The sequence below is a fragment of the Burkholderia sp. 572 genome, assembly GCF_040545135.1.
Lineage (GTDB): Bacteria > Pseudomonadota > Gammaproteobacteria > Burkholderiales > Burkholderiaceae > Burkholderia > Burkholderia cepacia.
Genome location: NZ_JBEPLH010000001.1, coordinates 186680 through 207480, shown reverse-complemented (window position 1 = coordinate 207480; position 20801 = coordinate 186680). Strand labels below are relative to the sequence as shown.

Sequence of the window (20801 nt, the reverse complement as noted above, 5' to 3'; positions counted from 1 at the left end):
GCGGCGGCGGTCAGCTTCGCAATGCCCGCGCCAGCACTTTCGCCACATGCATCGCCTGCGCTTGCGCGCCGTCCTGAATCTGATGCCGGCAACTCGTGCCGTCCGCGACGACGATCGCGCCTTCGGCCCGCGCACGCACGGCCGGCAGCAGCGACAGCTCGGCCATGGCCTGCGACGCGGCGTAATGCTCGGCTTCATAGCCGAAGCTGCCGGCCATCCCGCAGCACGACGATTCGACCGGCGTTACCTTGAGCCCCGGAATCCAGCGCAGCACCGTCTGCACCGGCGTGAACGCGCCGAACGCCTTCTGATGGCAGTGGCCGTGCACGAGCGCTTCGTTCGCATCGATCGCGTGCAGCGGCAGCGACAACCGGCCGGCCTCGTGTTCGCGGACGAGAAACTCTTCGAACAGGAACGCGTGGCTCGCGAGCCGTGTGGCTTCGTCGCCATAACCGTAGGCAAGAAACTCGTCGCGCATCGACAGCAGGCACGAAGGCTCCAGCCCGACGATCGCGACACCGCGTTCGAGGTACGGCCGCAGCGCATCGAGCGTGCGCCTGGCCTCGGATTTCGCTTCGTCGACGAGCCCGGCCGCGAGGAACGTGCGGCCGCAGCACAGTGGCCGCGCGCCTGCGCGCACGTTGAAATGCACGGTGTAGCCGGCCGCTTCGAGCACGGCCTGCGCGGCGCGCGCGTTGTCCGGTTCCTGGTAGTTGCTGAACGTATCGACGAACAGCAGCACTTCGCGGGTGGCCGAGCCGGTTTGCGAGGGCGTTGATGTCCCCGTATCCGCACCCACATCCGCCAGAAACGGCCGCGCGAACCCGGGCAGCGCACGCTGCGGCGCGAGGCCGATCCATCGCTTGATCGACGACGCGACGACCGGCACGCCATTGACGAACGCGATCGCGCCGCGCATGCGCGCGGCCCACGGCGCATAACGCGGCAGATATGCGACGAGCCGTTCACGCAGCGTCGTGCCGTGCTTGCGGTTCCACGCGTGCCGCGCCTCGATCTTGAAGCGCGCCATGTCGACGCCCGTCGGACAGTCGCGTTTGCAGCCCTTGCACGACACGCACAGGTCGAGCGCGGCCTTCACGTCGTCGCCGGCGAGGCCGTCGGCGCCGAGCTGGCCCGTCACCGCGAGCCGCAGCGTGTTCGCACGGCCGCGCGTCACGTGCTGTTCGTCGCGCGTCACGCGGTAGCTCGGGCACATCGTGCCCGCGTCGAACTTGCGGCAGTGGCCGTTGTTGTTGCACATCTCGACGGCCGCCGCGAGCCCGTGCGTGATGTCGGTGCCCGAGCCGGGGGCGGTTTCTTCGCCGGTCAGCGGATTGCGCGTGACGTTCCATGCCGACCAGTCGAGCGCGGGCCGCAGCGGCAGCGCCGCATAGCCGGGCGCGAAACGGAAATGCTCGCGCGCATCCATCTTCGGCGGATTGACGATCTTGTCCGGGTTGAAACGGTTGTCGGGATCGAACAGCGTCTTGATCTCCGCGAACGCCGCATTCAGGCGCGGGCCGTACTGCCACGCGACCCATTCGCCGCGGCACAGCCCGTCGCCGTGTTCGCCCGAATACGCGCCCTTGTACTCGCGCACGAGTGCCGCCGCTTCTTCGGCGATCTCGCGCATGCGCGTCGCGCCGTCGCGCCGCATGTCGAGGATCGGCCGCACGTGCAGCGTGCCGACGCTCGCGTGCGCGTACCACGTGCCTTCGGTCTCGTGCCTGTGGAACACGTCGGTCAGGCGGCGCGTGTATTCGGCGAGGTGTTCGAGCGGCACCGCGCAATCCTCGATGAACGACACCGGCTTGCCGTCGCCCTTCATGCTCATCATGATGTTCAGCCCCGCCTTGCGCACCTCCCACAGCGCCTTCTGCGCGCCGGCATCGGTCATCTTCACGACGCTGCCGGGCAGGCCGAGATCGGCCATCAGTTCGGCGAGCCGGTCGAGCTGCGCGTGTTGCGCGTCGCGCGATTCGCCGGCGAACTCGACGAGCAGGATCGCCTGCGGCCGGCCGACCAGCGCCCGTTCGATCACGGGCCGGAACGCCGGGTTCTCCATCGACAGGTCGATCATCGTGCGATCGACCAGCTCGACGGCCACCGGCTTCAGCTTCACGATGTGCTGCGCGGTGTCCATCGCCTGGTAGAAGGTCGGGAAGTTCACAACACCGAGCGTCTTGTGCGCGGGCAGCGGCGCGAGCTTCAGCGTGATCTGCCGGCTGTAGGCGAGCGTGCCTTCCGAGCCGACGAGCAGGTGCGCGAGATTCGCGTGGCCGTCGTCTGTGTAAGCGCGCGGGTTCTGGCAGTCGAACAGGTCGAGGTTGTAGCCGGCCACGCGGCGCAGCACCTTCGGCACGCGCTCGACGATCTCGTCGCGCTCGCGCTTCGCGATGCGTTCGACGCCGTGCAGCAGCTCGAGCGTGCGGCGATCGGTGACGGGCTGCGCGAGCGAACCGAACCGGCATTCGCTGCCGTCGGCGAGGATCGCGTCGATCGCGAGCACGTTGTGCACCATGTTTCCGTACTCGATCGAGCGCGACCCGCACGAGTTGTTGCCGGCCATCCCGCCGATCGTGCATTGCGCGGCCGTCGACACGTCGACCGGAAACCACAGCCCGTGCGGTTTCAGCCACGCGTTCAGGTGGTCGAGCACGATGCCGGGCTCGACGGTGACGGTGCGTGCCTGCGCATCGAATGCGACGATCCGGTTCAGCCATTTGCTGTTGTCGACGACGAGCGCCTCGCCGACCGTCTGCCCGCACTGGCTGGTGCCGGCGCCGCGCGCGAGCACGGGAATCTTGCGGTCGCGTGCGATGTCGAGCGCGATCCGCAGGTCGTCCTGGTCGCGCGGCACGACCACGCCGAGCGGCATGATCTGGTAGATCGACGCGTCGGTCGCATAACGACCGCGGCTCGCGCGATCGGCGTGGACGTCGCCGCGCATTTCGCGCCGCAGCCGCTCGAACAGCGGCGACAGCGCGGCGCCTTGCGACGGCACGAGATGGACGGGGCGAACCAGCGAAGGCGAGACGGCGGATGTCATGGCGGCGGTCGGTATCGGGTGGGAACGGATCGGGCGAGGATCGGGTGAGGCTCAGGCGAGCGTGACGCTGACGGGCGGCAGCCCCGCGATGCGGCCGACGGCCGTGCCCGCGGCCCGCGGAAAATGCATGCCCGTGTACGAGCCGGTCGTGACGACGGTGCCGGCCGGCAGCGCGATGCCGCGCCGTGACGCGTGATTCACGAGCCACGGCAGCAGGCGGCGCGGGTCGCCGGCCGGGTTGGTGCCAGGTGCGGTGCCGGCGATGTCGTGCCCGTCGAACGTGAACGCCGGGGCCGGCGCGGCGAACGGGAAATCGGCGCGATAGCCGGTCATCTCGCCCAGCACGAGCGCACCGTGGTTCTGCAGGTCGGCGAGCTGGGCGGCAGGCGTGACGTCCGGCCATTCGCGGAAGCGGCTCGCGACGATCTCGATCGCAGCGCCCATCTGCGCGATACCGTCGAACACTTCATCGTCGGCATAGGCGGGCGCATGCGGCGCGAAGTCGCGGCCGAAGCGGAACGCGATCTCCAGTTCGAGGCCGAGCGGCCGGAACGCGCCGCGCGGCAGCGTGACGCCGCTCGCATGGCGGCAGTCGTCCGGCAGCGGCGCGCCCTGGATCGGCCCGTCGGGCTGTTTCGCGCCGACCTTCCACGCGCCGATCGCGGCACGGCGCTCGGCGAGCAGTTGCGCCTGCACCGCATAGGCGGCGTCGGCATCGGCGGGGACGAGGGCCGAAGGCAGCGCGGCGAACGCGATGCCGTGTTGCCAGCCGGCGGCGAGCCGGACGGCGAGGTCGTGGGTAGCCTGGGTCATCGTTGCAGTCGGGGAAAAGGCGGGTGCCGCGGGCGGCAGCGCCCCGTTGGCATCAGGCCGGCGAGCGATTGGCGGCCGGTTGTTCGGCGGGTGCGTCGGCGAAGCGGCTTTCCGGCTGCATGCGGAACGCGAGCAGCACGCCCACGCCCATCAGCACCATGCTGCCGATGAACGGCAGCTCCCAGCTGCCGAAGCGGTCGATCACGAAGCCGGAGATCACGGGCGACAGGATCGCCGCGAGCGCGGAGCCGGAATTCATCATCCCGCTCGCGGTGCCCGAGTATTCCGGCGCGATGTCCATCGGCACGGCCCACATCGGGCCGATCGTCATTTCGGCGAAGAAGAAGCCGGCCGCGAGGCACGCCATCGACACGTACAGGTGATGCGTGAACAGCAGCGGCAACAGCGACAGCAGCGTGAGCAGCATGCAGATCGACACCATCCAGCTGCGTGCGCGCTTGAGGCTGCCGGTACGCGCGAGGATGCGGTCGGTGACGATCCCGCCGAGCGTGTCGCCGATCACGCCCGCGAAGAACACCGCCGACGCGAACACCGCCGATTTCTTCAGGTCGAGGTCGTAGCTGTGCAGGAAATACTGCGGAATCCAGCTCAGGAACAGCCACAGCGTCCAGCCGTAGCAGAAGTACACGATCGTGACGGGCATCATCCGGCGGAACAACGGGCCCCAGGGCACGGCGGCGGGTTTCGGCTTCGGTTGCGGCAGCGCGTCGAGCTCGGCCTGCGTGATGCGCGGGTGGTCCTTCGGGTGTTCGGTATAGACGAGCGCCCACACCGCGACCCACACGATGCTGATCACGCCGCAGATGTAGAACGATTCGCGCCACCCGTACACGGCCATCACCGCGACGACGGCGGCCGGCGCGACCGCGTTGCCGACGCGCGAGAACGCATGCGTGATGCCCTGCGCGAAGCCGCGTTTCTCGCGCGGCACCCAGCGCGACATCGCCGACGTGGCCGCCGGGAACGTCGCGCCTTCGCCGAGCCCGAGCAGCAGGCGCGCGGCGAGCAGCGACGCGAGGCCGCCGGCCATCCCGGTGAGCAGCGTCGCGACGGCCCACAGCAGCCCGCAGGCGAGCAGCGTGCGGCGCGCGCCGAAGCGGTCGCTGACCCAGCCGCCGATGATCTGGAATACGAGATACGGATACGCGAACGCGGAGAACACGAGGCCGATCTCCGTCCTGTTCAGCCCGAATTCCTTGCCGAACCCGGCAGCGGCCGTGCTCACGTTCACGCGATCGAGGTACGTGATGAAGTACATCACGCACAGCATCACCAGCACGATGCCGGTCGCTCGGAACAGCTTCATGTTTCGTCTCCTGGATGTTGTCTGGCTTGCTGCCCGTGCCGGCGTCGAGGCCGGCATCGAGATGGGTCGTGCCGATGAAGCGGGGCGGGCGCCGGCAGCGGCCGTTGCGTGTCGCGACGACCGCGCGGCCGCCCGTGAAGCGGAAAGGGCGCGTCAGGCGGCGTGCGGGAAACGTGCGCGCCGCCCGCCGGCGCTCAGGCCGCCGCGCGCAGCGCGGGGGCGTGCGTGTTCGATGCGAGGGTGTCCATCGCCGCGACGACGCCGCTCGCGGCAACCGGCACGCCGGCGAGCTTCAGCCCCATCTCGCAGCCGGCGAGCGTGGCCATCAGCGTGAGGTCGTTGCAGTCGCCGAGATGGCCGATGCGGAACATCTTGCCGCGCATCTTGCCGAGCGCCTGCCCGAGCGACATGTCGAAGCGTTCGTAGATCAGCTTGCGCACGGCGTCCGCGTCGACGCCGTCGGGCATCATCACGCCGGTCAGCACGGGGCTGTAGACGGCCGGGTCCGCGCACTGGATCTCGAGGCCCCACGCGCGCACCGCGCGGCGCGTGGCTTCCGCGAGCCGCTGGTGGCGCGCGAACACGGCGTCGAGCCCTTCGCCGAGGATCATGTCGAGCGCTTCGGCGAGCCCGTACAGCAGGTTGGTGTTCGGCGTGTACGGCCAGTAGCCGTTCCTGTTCGCCTCGATGATCTCGTGCCAGCCCCAGAACGCGCGCGGCAGCGTCGCGTGCCCGCTCGCCGCGAGCGCCTTCGGCGACACCGCGTTGAAGCTGATGCCGGGCGGCAGCATCAGCCCTTTCTGCGAACCCGACACCGTCACGTCGACGCCCCATTCGTCATGGCGGTAGTCGGCGGACGCGAGCCCCGAGATCGTGTCGACCATCAGCAGCGCCGGGTGGCCGGCCGCGTCGATCGCGCGGCGCACGGCCGCGATGTCGGAGGTGACGCCGGTGGAGGTTTCGTTGTGCACCACGCACACCGCCTTGATGGCGTGCGTGGTATCGGCGCGCAGGCGCGCCTCGATCATGTCGGGCTGCACGCCGCGGCGCCAGCCTTCGATGCCCGGCAGCCCGAGGAATTCGGGCTTCAGGCCGAGCGCGTCGGCCATCTTCTTCCACAGCGTCGCGAAGTGGCCGGTCTCGTACATCAGCACGGTGTCGCCGGCGCTCAGCGTGTTGGTCAGCGCGGCTTCCCATGCGCCGGTACCCGACGCCGGATAGATGATCACCGGCTGCGTGGTCTTGAAGATCTTCCTGATGCCGGCGAGCACCTTGAGGCCGAGCGCGCCGAATTCGGGGCCACGGTGGTCGATGGTCGGATAGCTCATCGCCCGCAGGATGCGGTCGGGCACCGGGCTCGGCCCCGGAATCTGCAGGAAATGGCGGCCGGACGGATGAAAGTCGAGTTGCAGCATGGTTGTTCTGTCTCCTTGGTTGCATTTTGAATTTTGCATGCAAAATACTTTAGCAGAGCGACCACGGCAAACCCAAGGACTGATTTCGCCGAAAATGCCGGTGTTTACCCGGCGTTGGCGGGGAGATATTCGGGTCGGGCGAGTTGAAGTAGAATCGCGTGAAGCAAGAAGGAAGGATTTTGCATGCAAGATTTGAATGATCTTGAGCAGGCCGGCGGTGCGCCGGCACTGCCGAAACTGGAGCGGCAGCGGCTGCACGACACGGTCGTCGAGCACCTGCGCAAATTCATCGTCGAAGGCGTGCTCGCGCCGGGCATGCGGCTGAACGAGCGCGAGCTGTGCGAGACGCTCGGCATCTCGCGCACGCCGCTGCGCGAGGCGTTCAAGGTGCTGGCGGCCGAGGGGCTGCTGGTGCTGTCGCCGAATCGCGGCGCGAGCGTGTACCGGATGAGCGAATCGGAGATCCGCGAGACGTTCGAGCTGATGTCGGGGCTGGAGGCGTTTTCAGGCGAGCTGGCCTGCGAGCGCATCACGCAAGCGGAGCTCGCGGAGATCAAGGCGCTGCATTACTCGATGCTCGCGTGCCGGCTGCAGAACGACCTGCCCGGCTACTACAGCCGCAACCAGGAAATCCACGACCGCATCAACGAGGCCGCGCGCAACTCGGCGCTGCGCGCCACGTACCAGTCGATCAATCGCCGGATCATGTCGATGCGGTTCCGCTCGAACCAGCACGTCGAGAAATGGGATCGCGCGGTGCACGATCACGAGGAGATGATCAAGGCGCTGGAGGCGCGCGACGGCAAGGCGCTGGCGGTGATCCTGCGGCGGCATCTGCTGGAGAAGCGCGACGCGGTGTTGTTGCAGCAGGGGGCTGTGGACGCGTAGTCGTACGTCGCACGCGAACGGTCATCGCGTCGTGCGGGCAGGCCGCGCCGCTACATCGCCGCCCGCTGCCCCTCTCTCGGCCCGTGCCCCGTCCACCGCTTGAACGCGCGCCGGAAGTTGTGCGCGTCGCTGAACCCGACTTCGTGTGCAACATCCTCGATCGACAGCCGCGGATTGCTCAGCAGCGTGAACGCGCGTTTGCGGCGGATCGTGTCGATCACCGTCTGGTACGACACGCCCTGGTCGGCGAGCCGCCGTCGCAGCGTGCGCTCGCTCATGCACAGCTGCGCGGCGATCTCGGCGAGCGACGGCGCATGCCGCAGGTCGCGCCGCATGATCCGTTCGATCGATTCGAGAAATTCGGTGCCTTCGGGTTCGGGCGGCAGCGCGTCCTGCAGGAATTCGAGCACCTGGCGATGCGCGAGCGGATCGTGGGTCGCGATCGGGCGGTTGCCGAGCGCGGCGTCGCACGAAAACAGGTTCTGCTCCTGTTCGAACCGCACCGGGCACGGGAACACGCGGGCGTATTGCTCCGCATAGGCCGGCGGCGGGTAGCTGAGATCGACGACCTTCGGCTGGAACGCGGGGCCGACGAGCGAGCGCCCGATCTTCACGAAGCTGCCGAACGCCTCCTCGACGAGGAACGCCTCGATGTCGGGCTCGAGGAAGACGTTGGTCGCGCGGACCGACAGCGTGCGCGCATCCGACATCACGTCGAAGCGCATCAGCGGCCCCGTGTGGCGCTGCAGCCCGATACCGGTCACGATCGCGTCCTTCAGCGTCGGGCTCGTCAGCATCGCATAGCCGACCAGCCCGATCGACGCGATCGTCTCGCTCGTGCCGAGTTCGAGGCCGAGCGCCCGCCCCGGCGCCATCTCGAGCGCGCGGCGGATCATCGTGCTCGCCTGGCGCAATGAAATCCGGCACGACGGATTCGACAGGTCGGCGACGTCGAAGCCGAGCCCGAGGCACAGCCGCGTGGGGTCGATGCCCAGTTCCTTGCTTGTCTCCGCGAGGCACCGCAACAGATGGACCGGCAGATTCGCCGTCGTATAACGGTCGGTATCGTCCATGGATGCTCCGTATTTTTTTCCATGGATTGTACTCGTCCCGCCCGGCCGGAGACCCGGTGCCGCCCCGGCCGCGATCGCCCACATCCCGCGCGGCCCCGCTTCAGAAGTAGTGACGCAGGCCGACCGTCGCGCCGAGCTGCGTGGTGCTGGTGCTCGGCGCCTGTCCGTTCACGCCGACCAGCTGCGCGCCGACCAGCCCGCCGCGGTAGATCGCGTAGTCGACTTCCGCATAGAGCATGCTGCGCTTCGACAGGCTGTAGCCGGCGATCACCTGGAACTGGCGCGCACGGCCGTCGAAATCCGCCGTATAACCGGACTGCTGCGTCCACCACGCGTTGACGGCCGCCGTGAACGCCGACGTGAAGCGGTAGGTCAGCCCCGCGAGCGCCATCTTGCGGCGGCGGAACCCGCCGGGCACGGTCGGGTCGACGACCTGCGCGGGCGAGATGATCCCGAGCCCCGCCAGATCGGTCGGGCTGAACGGGCCGTTCTCGAACGACGTGAAGTCGTTGTCGCGTGCGTTCTCGATGTAGCCGGCGTTGACGGTCGCGTTGCCGATCGTCACCGAGCCGCCGCCCGTGTAGATGTCGAATTTCCCGTGCGTGACGTCGTCCCAGCTGCGCATGAACGATGCGCCGACCGTGAACGGCCCCTTGTCCGGCGCATACGCGGCGGCCGCGCCGAGCTGGCCGCCGCGCACGCCGCCGCCCGCGTGGCCGCCCGGCGCGTATTGCGCGAGCAGGTAGAAGCTGCCGAGCTGCGCGCCGTACTGGATCATGTTGCTGGTGCGCGCGCCCGCGAGCATCGTCTGCTCCGGCTTGAACAGGTTGAAGTACGGGTCCTGCGGGCCGGCCCACAGGTTCGAGCCGAAGGTCAGCGACGCCATCTCGAACGGCACGTTGTACTGGCGCCCGAGCGAGAGCTGGCCAAGCGTAGTGGACGTCAGCCCCACGTACGCGACCTGGAAGAAATTCGGCGAGCCGGCCGGCACGATGGCGCCGCTGTTGGGGCCGAAGTGGCTTTCGACGTTGAACTGCGCGGACAACCCGCCGCCCAGATCCTCGTTGCCCTTGAGCCCCCAGTAGCTTTCCGTCAGGCCGCCCCCGTCGGCCATCGAGATCTTGCGGGCCGTCGACACCGGCGTGCCGTCGGCGCCGTACGACACGCCGTGCGTTTCGTAGCGGATGCCCGCATCGATCACGCCGTACAGCGTCACGTTGCCTTGCGCGTGCGCACCGGTACCGGCCAGGACCATCATCGCGCAGCACGCGGCGCGAACGCTATCGTGACGATTCATTCTTCTGGACTCCGCATCGAACTGGGGACGGACGGCTCGTGCCGTCGGGAACGACTGTAGAAAGCCAAATTTGCGCGGGCCAAGGCCGCGGCGGCCATTCTCGTGGTGCGTCGCGGCCACGGCATGGCGCACTGCGGTCAGGGCGCCGCGCCGGCCACGGCAGCGGGTGCCGCGCGCCGCAGCGCCAGCCGCACGAACGGGGCGGCGGCCAGCACGGCCACGCACAGCACGTGGGCGACGCGCGTGCCGCCGAAGCGGCCGAGCAGCGCGCCCGACAGCGCGGTGCCGATGCCGGCCGCGAAGAACGTGATGACGAGCGTGCGCGCGACCAGCGAGCCGTCCGGGTCGACGTCGGACAGCATGCCGGTGAGGAACGGCACGATCACGAAGAACGCACTGTTCAGCACGAACTGGCTCAGGAAGTACGCGCTGCCGCCGCGCGCGCCGAAGAACCATTCGATCGACGCGATCATCGCGAGCTGCGCGGCCCAGATCAGCGCGAGGCGGTGCCGGTGGCTGGCCGGATGCGACGGAATCGACGCGCCGACGAAGCCGAGCAGGGACGACACCGACAGCAGCACGCCGATCGTCGTGGGCGACAGCCCGGCACGCTCGCCGACGAAACCGGCGATCGCCCATTGCGACGCCTGCACGCCATAGACGAGCGCCGTCACGACCCAGATCGCGATCACCGGCCGCCACGGCAGCGTGCCGGCGCGCAAGCGGGCCTGCGCGGGCGCGCTCGCGAACGCGTCGATGCCGCGGATCGCGGGCGCCAGCACGGCGACGACGGCGGCCAGCAGCGCGAACACCCAGCGTCCGAGCCACGCGGCCGGCAGCGCGGAGATCAGCACGAGGATGCCGCCGTTGACGACGCCCGCGAGCAGGTTGATTTGCCCCCACAGGCGGTCGGTCGATGCGCGCTGCGACACGCCGGACGCGACGACGACGAACAGCATCCCCTCGAACAGCCCCGTCATCCCGCGTGCGAGCGCCGCCGACACGATGCCGGGCGCGACCGCGCCGAGGGCCTGGCCGGCGATCGCGCCGATCAGGCCGGCCAGCGTGAACGGCCGAGCGGCGCGCGCGATCCGGTGCGACAGCAGCGCGCAACTGATCGCGATGCCGAGGATCTCGGCGCTGACGAGCGCGGTCGCGGTGCCCTCGTCGAGCCGGAAGCGCGTCATCACCGCCGCGACGAGGAACGGCGACAGGATCAGGCCGTTGGTGGCGGCCGCGAACGCGAGCGCAAGGCGGACGACGGCGCCGGTCGACGGATCGGGACGCGACGGCGCGGCCGCGTGCAGCGTGGCTGTGCTCATGAGGCCTCCTGGCTGGATCGCGGCCGGTCTTGCGCGGCGCCGGCCGTTTCGTGCATCGGGTGTGCCCCCCGGCGGGCCGGCGTGGCGCGAGCGGTGGCGCTTGCGTTTGCGCCTGCGCTTTGCGGCAGGCCGAACAGCGTGCGCAGGTACGGCGTCAGGAAGCGGCCGTGCGGGTCCATCCGCTCGCGCAGCGCGAGGAAATCGTCCCAGTGCGGGTAGCACGCCGCCAGCTCGGCGGCCTTCATCGTGTGCACCTTGCCCCAGTGCGGCCGCCCGCCGTGATTGCGGCAGATGGCCTGCACGCCCGAGAAATACGCGTCGAACGGCATCCCGCGATACTGGTGCGCCGAGATGCGTACGCTGTCGCGCCCGTAGTCGGGGCTCAGCCAGATGTCGTCGCCGCGCACCCAGCGGTATTCGAGCGGGAACATCAACGGAAAGCTGCGGCGCGCGATGAATGCGCGGATTTCGCGCAGCGCGTCGGCGCCGCGGTCGGCCGGCACCGACCACTCCATTTCGTTGAAGCGCACGCGGCGCACCGTCGACAGCATCGCGTAGCTCGCATCCACGTGCCGGCCGGCCGACACGGTCGATGCGCACAGCCGGCTCAGCGCCGGGCACAGCGCCGGCACGCGCCGGCCGAGCCCGCACAGCGCGCCGAACACCGTGTTCTCGAGGAACGACTCGGACGCGCGGCTCGCCCAGTGCACTGCGTCGGCCGGCTCGTCGGTCATGTCCCACGCCTTGGTCAGCACGGTGTCGGTGTGCGGGAACCAGTAGAACTCGAACGAGCGATGCCTGGCGATCAGCGCGTCCGCCTGAGCGAGGCAATCGTCGAGCCGCATGCCGCCGCGCTCGAGGCGCAGCTTGAACGCGGGCACGAGGCGCAGGCCGATCTCGGTCAGCACGCCGAGCGCGCCGAGCCCGATTCGGCCGCCGGCGAACAGCTCGGGATGCGTGTCGGCGCTCGCGCGAATCTCGCTGCCGTCCGCGCACATGATGGTCAGGCTGTCGATCTGCGTCGCCAGGTTGCCGAGCGTGATGCCGGTGCCGTGCGTGCCGGTGCTGGTCGCGCCGGCGATCGACTGCACGTTGATGTCGCCGAGGTTCTCCATCGCGAGGCCGTGCGCGGCGAGCGCCGGGCCCAGCGCCCACAGCCGCGTGCCGGCATGCACGCGCGCGACGCGCCGGTCGCGGTCGACGTCGATCACGCCCTGCATCGCGTCGAGCGACAGGATCACGTCGTCGGTCTGCACGAGCGGCGAGAACGAGTGCCCGGCGCCGGCCGCGCGCACGGTGGCGCCGGCTGCCGCCGCGTCGCGCAGCACCGCCGCGAGCGCGGCGTGCGACGCGGGCGTCGACACGGTTGCATCAGGACTGCAGACATATCCCGACCAGTTACGCCACATGGCATTGTCTCCGTGGTTGTCGATCGAATGAGGTGAACGGTTTGAACGACGGGCCGCGCGGCCCGCTAGAAAAAGCTCTTGCCTTCGCCGCGATAGGTGGGCGCCTCGCCGACCACGCGGCCGCCGCGGATCAGCAGCAGCGTGTTGAAGCGTTCGCACAGTTCGCCGGCCTTCGCGTGGCGGAACAGGATCGGGTCGCCGATCGCCGGTGCGACGCCGCGCGGCACGCGCACGGGCGTCTGCACCTCGCCCGCGCCTTCGTTGTCGATCAGCGTGCAGCCGGCCGGCAGCCACGGGCGGGGCAGCCGGCTCTTGCCGGCCGGGCCCGATGCGATATAGCCGCCGCCCGAGCAGGTCACGATGCCCGGCTGCGGAATCCGCACGACCGGCAGCGCGAAGCCGGCGGCGGGTTGCGCATGAAACGCCGCATAGTGATCGAACAGCGCCGGCGCGTAGAGACCGGAGCCGGCGGCGAGCTCGGTGACCGATGCGTCGCCCAGCGTGCTTTCGAAGCTGCCGGTGCCGCCGCCGTTCACGAAGCGCAACGTGTGGCCCGCCGCCGCGAGCGCCTGCACGGCCGCGTGGCGGCGCGCGTTGATCTCGCGCGCCGAGCGGCGCTTCAGGTGGCGCACCAGCGCGTTGCGCGCGCCGCTGCCCGGCTCCGTGTCGGCCACGCCGGCGATCTGCCCTTCGTAACCCATCAGCCCGTCGAGCCGCACGTGCTGCCGCTCGCCGATGCGGTTCGCGAGGGCGAGTGCGGCGGCCACGTCGCGCACCGGCGAGCGGTACATGCCGAAATACAGGCCCGGATACGCGGACGACATGTCGAGATCGATCGCGAGCGGGATCGTCACGCTTTCCGCGCGTGCGAGGCGGTCGATCGCGTCGACCTGGGCGGCATCGTCGACCATCAGCGTGATCGAGCGGCCCCGCCCGAGCTGCGCGGCCACCGCGCGAAGGTCGTCGGCTTCGACCGTCGGATAGGCGACGACGATGTCGTCGAACCCGCCGTCCGCAAGCCACGCGGCTTCCGCGGCCGAATAGCACAGCTGCCCCTGCATGAACGGGCCGGCGGCGAGCACCGCGCCGATCAGTTCGCGCGAGCGTACCGATTTCGTCGCGAGTCGGATCGGCAGGCCGCGCGCGCGGCGCTTCAGGTCGGCGAGGTTCGCGTCGAAGCAGTCGAGATCGACGAATGCGGCGGGAAGGCGGCGGCCCGCGAGCGCGTCGCGGTAGGTCGGATAGTCGTGGACGGCGGCGGGTGCGCGATGCGGAAGGTCTGCACGGCTCATGGAACGGGCTCGGCTGGGTGGGGTGTGTGCCGCGCCGACCGTTCGGCGCGTGTCGGAAACCAGCATAGGGCCGGCCAAAATGACGACCAAGCGCTCAGCGGGTCGTTCGACGGGTCTTATCCGGCCATCCGTATCGGCCACGCGCAAGCGTGAGCGTCGCGCCCCGTGAAGGTGGATCGTTGCTTGCTTGGTGTCGCGGCGCACATCGCGTGTGCCGGCGCGAACCACCGCCGGGCGGGCACGACGCTCGACATCACGCGCGTGCCGATGCGACAACGAAATGCGTTTCAAACGTCTTGCCGGCCATCGCCGCTGTGCGCGGGTTTAGTGCCCGCGTTCTAGTGCCGCTTTTGACTGCATGCCGGATTCGACCTAGAACCTACTCGCGGATGCACCGGCGAAGAACGGCATGACGTGACGAGGAGGCGACGTGAAGAAGAACAGGGCACTCTGGCGGCGCACGGGCGCGATCGCGGCGATCGGCGTGGCCGCCGTCGCGATCTGGCGATACGAAGCGGCGACACCGGCGCAAGCCGCGTCATCCGGCACGCCGGTCGCGACGGCGGGCACACGGTCCGGCGCGGCCGATACGTTCGGTACCGGCGTCGGCGCCGCGACACCGGGCCCCGAGGAGCGACGGCTCGACGTCGACGCGCTGCGCCGCAGCCTTGCCGGGCGCCCCGATGCGGACGCGGAAGTGAAGCGCGTCGTCGCATTCGCGCGCTTCCGCGACGAGGTCGCCGCTTACGGCGATCGCCGCAACAGCCTGCCGCCAACCGAGCGCGACGCGCTCGCGCGCCGGATTCTCGACGAACTTCCCGACCACGTCGCGCGCAACGAGATCGTGCCCGTGCAGGCCGAAGCGCTGAGCGCGGCGCTGCTGACCGACACCGAAGCCGACCCGGCGACGCGCGGCGCGGCGATCCGGTCGATGCGCGCGCAATGGGACACCTATGCGCAGCGGACGGTCGGCCCGTCGCCGGCGCAGGACCCACGCTATCTCTCGTACGAACAGCAGAGCCGCGACGTCGTCCGGCAGGTTCAGGCGAGCATTCCCGATCCCGACCAGCAGCAAGCCGTCATCGCGCAACGCCTGCAGGCGCTGCGCGTCCAGCTGTTCGACGGCGCTTCACCGTCCGGCGTGCACTGAGCGCCGAATCCGCGCGGCCGGGGCGGCGCCCGGCGGCCGCGTCATGTCCATCGACAAGGAGGGGAGATGTCCACAGCACGATGCCTGCTGCGCGCGGCCGTTGCCGCGCTGCTCGGTTGCGCGGCACTGAACGGTCACGCGGCCGATACGACGATGCCGGATCCGTCGGTTCCTTATTATTCGTGGTACGAAGTGACGTTGCCGGAGAGCACCGGTGCATCGTGCGGCAACGGCACGCCGATGCGTTTCTACATCAATCGAGCACAGTCGGACAACCTGCTGTACATGATGGAGCCGGGCGGCGCGTGCTGGGACTACGGCACCTGCACGCAGACGTCGACCGGTGCCGAGGCCGGCCTCGGCGGCTTCAACCCGGACGGCATCCCGCACAACTACATGAACGGCACCGCGAACGAGAGCCTGCTGTCGTCGTTCCTGTCGCCGCTGCTGACGCGCATGGATCTCGCGCACATTCTCGTCGGCGAGCCGAAGGTCGAAACGCAGCAATGGACACAGGTTTTCGTGCCCTATTGCACCGGAGATATCCACATGGGCAGCGCGGTGCGCAACTACACGTCGCCGTCCGGCGACTGGCGCCTGCAGCACTACAGCGGGCTGAAGAACATCCAGGCCGTCGCGCAGTGGCTGATGTCGCACGGCTTCGGCAAGCCGAACCGGCTGCTCGTGTACGGGATGAGCGCGGGCGGCTACGGCACGCTCGCGAACTACGCGACGCTGCGCAACACGCTGCAGCCGCAGGCGCACAGTTCGCTGCTCGACGACGCCGGCACGGTGTTCAACACGCCGTTCGATGCGGACGCGGCCACGCATCCGTCGGTCGGCCTGTACGACCGCGTGCGCACCGAGTGGGGGATGACGGGCCCCGACGGGATGATCACCGTGAACAGCCGCCTGACCAGCCGGTTCGACCCCGGCAACATGGGGAGCGCGTACGCGGCGCTGTCGGCGACCTTTCCGCATGATCGCTTCGGTTTTTCCAGCTACCAGCGCGACAAGATCATCGCCGCGTATCACTATCGCGCGTTCGTGCCGGCCGTGATCGCGGCGCCGGACGACGCGACGAAGGACGCGCTGTCGCTCGCGATGTTCGGGAAGGAGCTGGACGGGCTGAAGCAGACGCTGAACCCGCTGCCGAACTTCGGCTATTTCATGCCGTGGGCGCGCAACGACTTCATCGCCAACCATCAGGTGACGGCGGTCAGCTTCACCGGGTCGGGGATCCACGAGAACGGCACCGACGCGGATATCGGCACCTTCGTCGACAACCTGCTGAACCAGCAGGACCCGGCCGAGACGCCGGTGATGAAGGCGTTCCGCACGCAGCAGTGGTCGGATTTCACGTTCTCGACGTTTCTCGCGTGGATCGACAGCGTGTTCAACCTGACCGGCGAAGCGGGGCCGATCTCGGGGCACCGGGCGTGAACGGGTGACGGAGGCGCGGCGCGTTGTTCTGCGCCGCGCCGACGTTGCGCCGGGCGTGCGCGTTCAGTACGAATCGTCGTCGAAGCGGGACGATGCCGGCCGGCGCTTCATCTCCTTCAGCCATTCCCTGACGTTGTCCGGGTCGTCGAATTCGCGCACCACGATGGTCAGGTCCTGGTTGCTGCGCTGCATGCCGGCAATGTCGCGCGTCAGTATCCGCATGACCGTATCGGGCGCGATCTTGACGGACGATGCGATGCCGTAGGTTCGGCGGAAGTGGGTTTCGACGTGCCGGATCTCCTGGTCCAGCTCGCGCACCTGTTCCTCCAGGATGCCGTTGTAGCGCATCAGCCGGTCTTCGCCGAGGCCGTCGATCGCGCGCCGGTCGATCTGCTCGATCTCGAGCTGCAGTTCCAGCAGTTGCAGCAGGTTGCCTTTCGCATACGCGTGGTTGACCCGCTGCATCAGCACGGTCTTGCGTTCCTGTTCCTTCGGATCGGTTTCGCGATCGGGATGCAGCACGCTCGCGAGCTTGCGATAGACGTCGCGGATCGACTTGCTCGATTCGGCCTGCTCGGCTTCGCGTCTCGCTTGCGCCGCCGATTGCCGGGGCGCTTTCTTGCGTTTCGCGCGCTGCGCCTCGCGGGCCTCGTGCTCGGCCATGTCGCGCCTGAACTGTTCGTCCAGCTCGGCTTGCATGCGCTCGGCGAGTTCGTCGGGCGACAGCGTGTCGAGATCGTCTTCCTGCGTGGGGGCGGGCGCCGGTTCCGGTGCCTGCTTCGGCCGTGCGCGATCGGCTGCCGTGCGGTCGTCGTCGCCGGATGCGCGGTGCCGGTTGTAGATGATCTTCAACTGCGCGTCGTCGCTGACGTCGAGCAGGTCGCGCGCCATGTTCGCGATCACGTCGGACAGCGTGCGCTGCTCGGCCTTGCTCAAGCCCTTTTGCAGGAACGCGTCGTCGAGCCGGTTGAGCAGGCTGATCCGCAACGCCGTCGCCGCCTGCTCGAGCGGCAGCAGCCCGTCGACGAATTTCTTCTGGAAGGCCGGTGTCACGGCGTCCCATGCGCCGAGGCGTTCGCGCCGTGTCTCGATCTGCTGGACGAGCGTATTGAACGTCTTCTGGGCTTTCGACAGGCTGGCTGTCTCGTGGCCGGGCGCGATGACGACCGCGGCACCGCGTCGTGCGGTCATGATGAATGTCCTCCGGCCGCGGCAGGACGCGCAGCAGGCCGGTATTCTAGCCGGATGTGCGGCCGGCGGCGCGCAACGGCCTGCTTCGCCGGCGCTTCCGGCCGCGCGTTACGGCCGCGGCGCGGCGACCGCCGGTGCGCCCGCATCCGTGCCCGGCATGCCGCCCGGCCCATAGGCGGCAGCGGCGTTGTTGCGTGCCGCGAGACGCTTGGCGGTCAGGCGCTCCTGCGCGGCGACGATGTCGCCCGGATAGTTGTCCCCGTTGCTGGCGACCGGATCGTAGCCGACGGCTTCGAGGTCGAACAGTTCCTGGCGTACCTGCGCACGCGTGAGCGTCGGGTGCGACGACTGCGCGTACGACACGGCCGGCGCGGCGAGCAGGGCCGTCGCGGCAGCGGTGGCGACGACGACGGTGGCGATGATCGATTTCATGATTTCCTCAGACGGTTGCGTGGCGGTTCAGCGAACCGACGAAGCAAGTTTAGGAATCCATGCCGGCCGGATAAATGCCGATTCCGGGTGAACTGTGTTTCCGGAATGCGCCACAGTGGGCGACGGGCGTGCCATGCCGCCGTGCCGCCACGTCGTCAATCGCCGAACAACTGCCCCTGCCCGGAGATCACGCGTTCGAAATCGTCGCGCAGGAACGGCAGGATCGCGTCGGCGACGGGCTGCAACTGGCGGCTCAGGTAGAACGCGTAGTCGATCGGCGAGCGCATCGTCTCGAGCGGCTCGGGGCCGGCCGTCGTCATCACGTAGCTGATCCAGCCGCCGCGCTGATATTGCAACGGCCGGCCCTGCGCGTGGTTGAACTCGTCGGCGATCCGCGCCGCGCGCACGTGCGGCGGCACGTTGCGCTCGTATTCGCGCAGCGGCCGGCGCACGCGCTTGCGGTAGACGAGCTGGTCGTCGAATTCGCCGGCCAGCGTGCGCTGCACGTAGTCGCGAATGAAGTCCTGGTAGGGCTCGCGGCTGAACACGCGTCGATACAGCTCGCGCTGGAACTGCTGCGCGAGCGGCGTCCAGTCGGTGCGCACCGTTTCGAGCCCCTTGAACACGAGATCCTCGCCGCCGTCGGCCGCCGCGGCGAGGCCCGCGTAACGCTTCTTGCTGCCTTCTTCCGCACCGCGCACGGTCGGCATCAGGAAGCGGCGATAGTGCCGCTCGTACTGCAGCTCCAACGCGCTCTCGAGCCCGAAGTGGTCGCGCAGGTGCGCGTGCCACCAGCGGTTCACGTGTTCGACGAGCGCGCGGCCCTTGGCGCCGGCTTCGTCGTCGTCGTGCGCGCGGCCGAGCCACACGAACGTCGAATCGGTATCGCCATAGATCACTTCGTAGCCCTGCGCTTCGATCAGCTCGCGCGTGCGGTGCATGATCTCGTGCCCGCGCATCGTGATCGACGACGCGAGGCGCGGGTCGAAGAAGCGGCAGCCCGTCGAGCCGAGCACGCCGTAGAACGAATTCATGATGATCTTCAGCGCCTGCGACAGCGGCGCGTTGCGCTGCCGCTTCGCATCGTCGCGGCCTTCCCACACGCGGCGCACGATATCGGGCAGGCAGTGTGCGGTACGCGAGAAGCGCGCGCCGAGAAAGCCGGGCACCGATGCGTCGTCGCCGGGATTCGCGAGCCCTTCGATCAGCCCGACCGGATCGATCAGGAACGTGCGGATGATCGACGGATAGAGGCTCTTGTAGTCGAACACGAGCACCGAGTCGTACAGCCCGGGGCGCGAATCCATCACGAAGCCGCCGGGGCTGTTTTGCCCCGTCACGTCGCCGAGGTTCGGCGCGACGTAGCCGAGCCGGTGCATGCGGGGCAGGTACAGGTGCGTGAAGGCCGCGACCGACCCGCCGGTGCGATCGGCCGCGAGGCCCGTCACGCTTGCGCGCTCGAGCGCGAAGGACAGCAGGTCCGCCTTGTCGAAGATGCGCGTGACGAGTTCGCAGTCCTTCAGGTTGTAGCGCGCGAGCGCCGGCTTGTCGTGATCGAAGCGGCGCTGGATCTCGTCCATTCGCTGGTACGGATTGTCGATCGACTTGCCTTCGCCGAGCAGTGCCTGCGACACGTATTCGAGGCTGAACGACGGGAACGTCCACGTCGCGGATTTCAGCATGTCGATGCCGTCGAGGATCAGCCGGCCGGCCGCGCCCGCGAAGAAGTGGTCCGGCTGCTGGCCGTGCGCGCGCCAGTCGAGCACGCTGCCGCCGCGCCCGAGCTTCAGCGGGATGCCGTATTGCTCCGAATGCGCATGCAGGATGCGCAGGTCGAACTGCACGAGGTTCCAGCCGATCACGGCATCGGGATCGTGTGTTTCGAACCAGTCGTTGAGCCGCGTGAGTATCGCGGCGCGACTGTCGCAATAGTCGAGGTCGAAGTCCCGCGTGCCCGCGTCGCTGCCTGCTTCGCTGCTTGCATCGCCGTTCGGCGGGCCGAGCATGTAGACCTGCCGCTGCCCGCAGCCTTCGAGCGCGATCGAATACAGTTCGCCGTGGACGCTGGTTTCGATGTCGAGCGACACGCAGCGCAGGGCCGGGCGGTAGCCGGTCGCGGCTTTCAGCTCGGTGCCGGTCAGCGTGCCGTCGCGGCCGGGCCGGCCGCGAAACTGCACGCATGCCGTGATGAAGCGTTCCATCGCGTAGCGGTCGGGCGGTTGCACGTCGGCTTCGTAGACGTCGATGCCGGCTGCGGCGAGGCGTTTTTGCAGCCCGGACAGATGGCGATAGCGCTTGCAATAGAGGCCGACGACAGGGCGCTGCCGGAAATCGCGCAGCGCGAGCGGGCGCAACTCGGCGTCGTGCTCGCCCGCCAGCGCGCGTTCGGCGAGCGCCTGCTGTTCGGCGGGGATGAACGCGACGGCTTCCTGCGGGCGCAGGCGCACGCGGCGCGGACCGTGTTCGGTTGCCAGCCAGAACTCGATCTCGATGCCGGATGCGGTGTCCCGCCAGTGGCGGGTGAGGATGAAACCCTGCTCGAACGCCGTCAAAACGCTTGCTCGTCGTGAATGCCCAGGCGGCGGATTTTAGCGCTTGAATGGCGGCCGTGCCGACGGGGGCGCGCGTGGCAACAGGTGGCAGGAAGCCGGCGGGCGATGCGCGATCTTCCGCGTGCCGGCTGGCGTTCGGTTTTTCGAG

The 20801-nt window shown here is 69.0% G+C and carries 15 protein-coding genes; 3 read left to right on the top strand and 12 right to left on the bottom strand.

Annotation, left to right across the window (positions count from 1 at the left end):
• Positions 1 to 10: 10 nt before the first annotated feature.
• The 4 genes from ABIC51_RS00920 to ABIC51_RS00905 all read right to left on the bottom strand — a co-directional run bounded on the left by ABIC51_RS00920 (position 11) and on the right by ABIC51_RS00905 (position 6604).
• Complete coding sequence (locus tag ABIC51_RS00920) at positions 11 to 3049, bottom strand: FAD-binding and (Fe-S)-binding domain-containing protein (RefSeq protein ID WP_226128262.1); 3039 nt, start codon at positions 3047 to 3049, stop codon at positions 11 to 13.
• A 51-nt stretch (positions 3050 to 3100) separates the two neighbouring features.
• Positions 3101 to 3862, bottom strand: a complete 762-nt coding sequence (locus ABIC51_RS00915; RefSeq protein ID WP_175898590.1) for a 2-keto-4-pentenoate hydratase — start codon at positions 3860 to 3862, stop codon at positions 3101 to 3103.
• A 52-nt stretch (positions 3863 to 3914) separates the two neighbouring features.
• Positions 3915 to 5189 (bottom strand): MFS transporter, encoded by a 1275-nt coding sequence (locus ABIC51_RS00910; RefSeq protein WP_027790051.1) that lies wholly within the window; start codon positions 5187 to 5189, stop codon positions 3915 to 3917.
• Between the two features lie 194 nt (positions 5190 to 5383).
• On the bottom strand, positions 5384 to 6604 hold the full coding sequence (locus ABIC51_RS00905; protein WP_060083029.1) for a pyridoxal-phosphate-dependent aminotransferase family protein: 1221 nt from the start codon (positions 6602 to 6604) through the stop codon (positions 5384 to 5386).
• Positions 6605 to 6787: 183 nt separating this feature from the next.
• Here ABIC51_RS00905 and ABIC51_RS00900 point away from each other — a divergent pair, with 183 nt between their 5' ends.
• On the top strand, positions 6788 to 7492 hold the full coding sequence (locus tag ABIC51_RS00900; protein WP_091924806.1) for a GntR family transcriptional regulator: 705 nt from the start codon (positions 6788 to 6790) through the stop codon (positions 7490 to 7492).
• Positions 7493 to 7542: 50 nt separating this feature from the next.
• On the opposite strand, the gene ABIC51_RS00895 is transcribed toward ABIC51_RS00900, so the two are convergent.
• The 5 genes from ABIC51_RS00895 to ABIC51_RS00875 form a co-directional block, all read right to left on the bottom strand.
• Positions 7543 to 8565: an AraC family transcriptional regulator gene (locus tag ABIC51_RS00895; RefSeq protein WP_175898592.1), complete on the bottom strand. Its 1023-nt coding sequence runs from the start codon at positions 8563 to 8565 to the stop codon at positions 7543 to 7545.
• A gap of 100 nt (positions 8566 to 8665) precedes the next feature.
• Positions 8666 to 9862, bottom strand: a complete 1197-nt coding sequence (locus ABIC51_RS00890; RefSeq protein WP_175898594.1) for a porin — start codon at positions 9860 to 9862, stop codon at positions 8666 to 8668.
• A gap of 137 nt (positions 9863 to 9999) precedes the next feature.
• On the bottom strand, positions 10000 to 11184 hold the full coding sequence (locus tag ABIC51_RS00885; protein ID WP_175898595.1) for an MFS transporter: 1185 nt from the start codon (positions 11182 to 11184) through the stop codon (positions 10000 to 10002).
• Positions 11181 to 12593 (bottom strand): D-arabinono-1,4-lactone oxidase, encoded by a 1413-nt coding sequence (locus ABIC51_RS00880; RefSeq protein ID WP_175898597.1) that lies wholly within the window; start codon positions 12591 to 12593, stop codon positions 11181 to 11183. Before ABIC51_RS00880 ends, ABIC51_RS00885 begins: the two co-directional genes overlap by 4 nt.
• A gap of 65 nt (positions 12594 to 12658) precedes the next feature.
• Positions 12659 to 13885, bottom strand: a complete 1227-nt coding sequence (locus tag ABIC51_RS00875; protein WP_354006309.1) for an amino acid deaminase/aldolase — start codon at positions 13883 to 13885, stop codon at positions 12659 to 12661.
• Between the two features lie 430 nt (positions 13886 to 14315).
• Here ABIC51_RS00875 and plcR point away from each other — a divergent pair, with 430 nt between their 5' ends.
• Entirely contained in the window at positions 14316 to 15035 is a 720-nt protein-coding gene (plcR, locus tag ABIC51_RS00870; RefSeq protein ID WP_175898602.1) for a phospholipase C accessory protein PlcR, read from the top strand.
• A 66-nt stretch (positions 15036 to 15101) separates the two neighbouring features.
• Positions 15102 to 16478, top strand: coding sequence for a pectin acetylesterase-family hydrolase (locus ABIC51_RS00865; RefSeq protein WP_354006308.1), 1377 nt, complete (start codon positions 15102 to 15104; stop codon positions 16476 to 16478).
• A gap of 63 nt (positions 16479 to 16541) precedes the next feature.
• Here ABIC51_RS00865 and ABIC51_RS00860 read toward each other — a convergent pair whose 3' ends face one another.
• The 3 genes from ABIC51_RS00860 to ABIC51_RS00850 form a co-directional block, all read right to left on the bottom strand.
• Positions 16542 to 17669, bottom strand: a complete 1128-nt coding sequence (locus ABIC51_RS00860) for a J domain-containing protein (protein ID WP_226159856.1) — start codon at positions 17667 to 17669, stop codon at positions 16542 to 16544.
• Between the two features lie 108 nt (positions 17670 to 17777).
• Positions 17778 to 18101: a DUF4148 domain-containing protein gene (locus tag ABIC51_RS00855; RefSeq protein WP_354006307.1), complete on the bottom strand. Its 324-nt coding sequence runs from the start codon at positions 18099 to 18101 to the stop codon at positions 17778 to 17780.
• Positions 18102 to 18256: 155 nt separating this feature from the next.
• Entirely contained in the window at positions 18257 to 20653 is a 2397-nt protein-coding gene (locus tag ABIC51_RS00850; RefSeq protein ID WP_226159855.1) for a DNA polymerase II, read from the bottom strand.
• Between the last annotated feature and the right edge of the window lie 148 nt (positions 20654 to 20801).

What these genes read in the sequence shown, in the direction of transcription:
- ABIC51_RS00855 (WP_354006307.1), bottom strand. Translation starts at nt 18,101, where the DNA reads ATGAAATCGATCATCGCCACCGTCGTCGTCGCCACCGCTGCCGCGACG.
- ABIC51_RS00900 (WP_091924806.1), top strand. Translation starts at nt 6,788, where the DNA reads ATGCAAGATTTGAATGATCTTGAGCAGGCCGGCGGTGCGCCGGCACTG.
- ABIC51_RS00920 (WP_226128262.1), bottom strand. Translation starts at nt 3,049, where the DNA reads ATGACATCCGCCGTCTCGCCTTCGCTGGTTCGCCCCGTCCATCTCGTG.
- ABIC51_RS00910 (WP_027790051.1), bottom strand. Translation starts at nt 5,189, where the DNA reads ATGAAGCTGTTCCGAGCGACCGGCATCGTGCTGGTGATGCTGTGCGTG.
- ABIC51_RS00895 (WP_175898592.1), bottom strand. Translation starts at nt 8,565, where the DNA reads ATGGACGATACCGACCGTTATACGACGGCGAATCTGCCGGTCCATCTG.
- ABIC51_RS00875 (WP_354006309.1), bottom strand. Translation starts at nt 13,885, where the DNA reads ATGAGCCGTGCAGACCTTCCGCATCGCGCACCCGCCGCCGTCCACGAC.
- ABIC51_RS00890 (WP_175898594.1), bottom strand. Translation starts at nt 9,862, where the DNA reads ATGAATCGTCACGATAGCGTTCGCGCCGCGTGCTGCGCGATGATGGTC.
- ABIC51_RS00885 (WP_175898595.1), bottom strand. Translation starts at nt 11,184, where the DNA reads ATGAGCACAGCCACGCTGCACGCGGCCGCGCCGTCGCGTCCCGATCCG.
- ABIC51_RS00860 (WP_226159856.1), bottom strand. Translation starts at nt 17,669, where the DNA reads ATGACCGCACGACGCGGTGCCGCGGTCGTCATCGCGCCCGGCCACGAG.
- ABIC51_RS00865 (WP_354006308.1), top strand. Translation starts at nt 15,102, where the DNA reads ATGTCCACAGCACGATGCCTGCTGCGCGCGGCCGTTGCCGCGCTGCTC.
- ABIC51_RS00905 (WP_060083029.1), bottom strand. Translation starts at nt 6,604, where the DNA reads ATGCTGCAACTCGACTTTCATCCGTCCGGCCGCCATTTCCTGCAGATT.
- ABIC51_RS00880 (WP_175898597.1), bottom strand. Translation starts at nt 12,593, where the DNA reads ATGTGGCGTAACTGGTCGGGATATGTCTGCAGTCCTGATGCAACCGTG.
- ABIC51_RS00915 (WP_175898590.1), bottom strand. Translation starts at nt 3,862, where the DNA reads ATGACCCAGGCTACCCACGACCTCGCCGTCCGGCTCGCCGCCGGCTGG.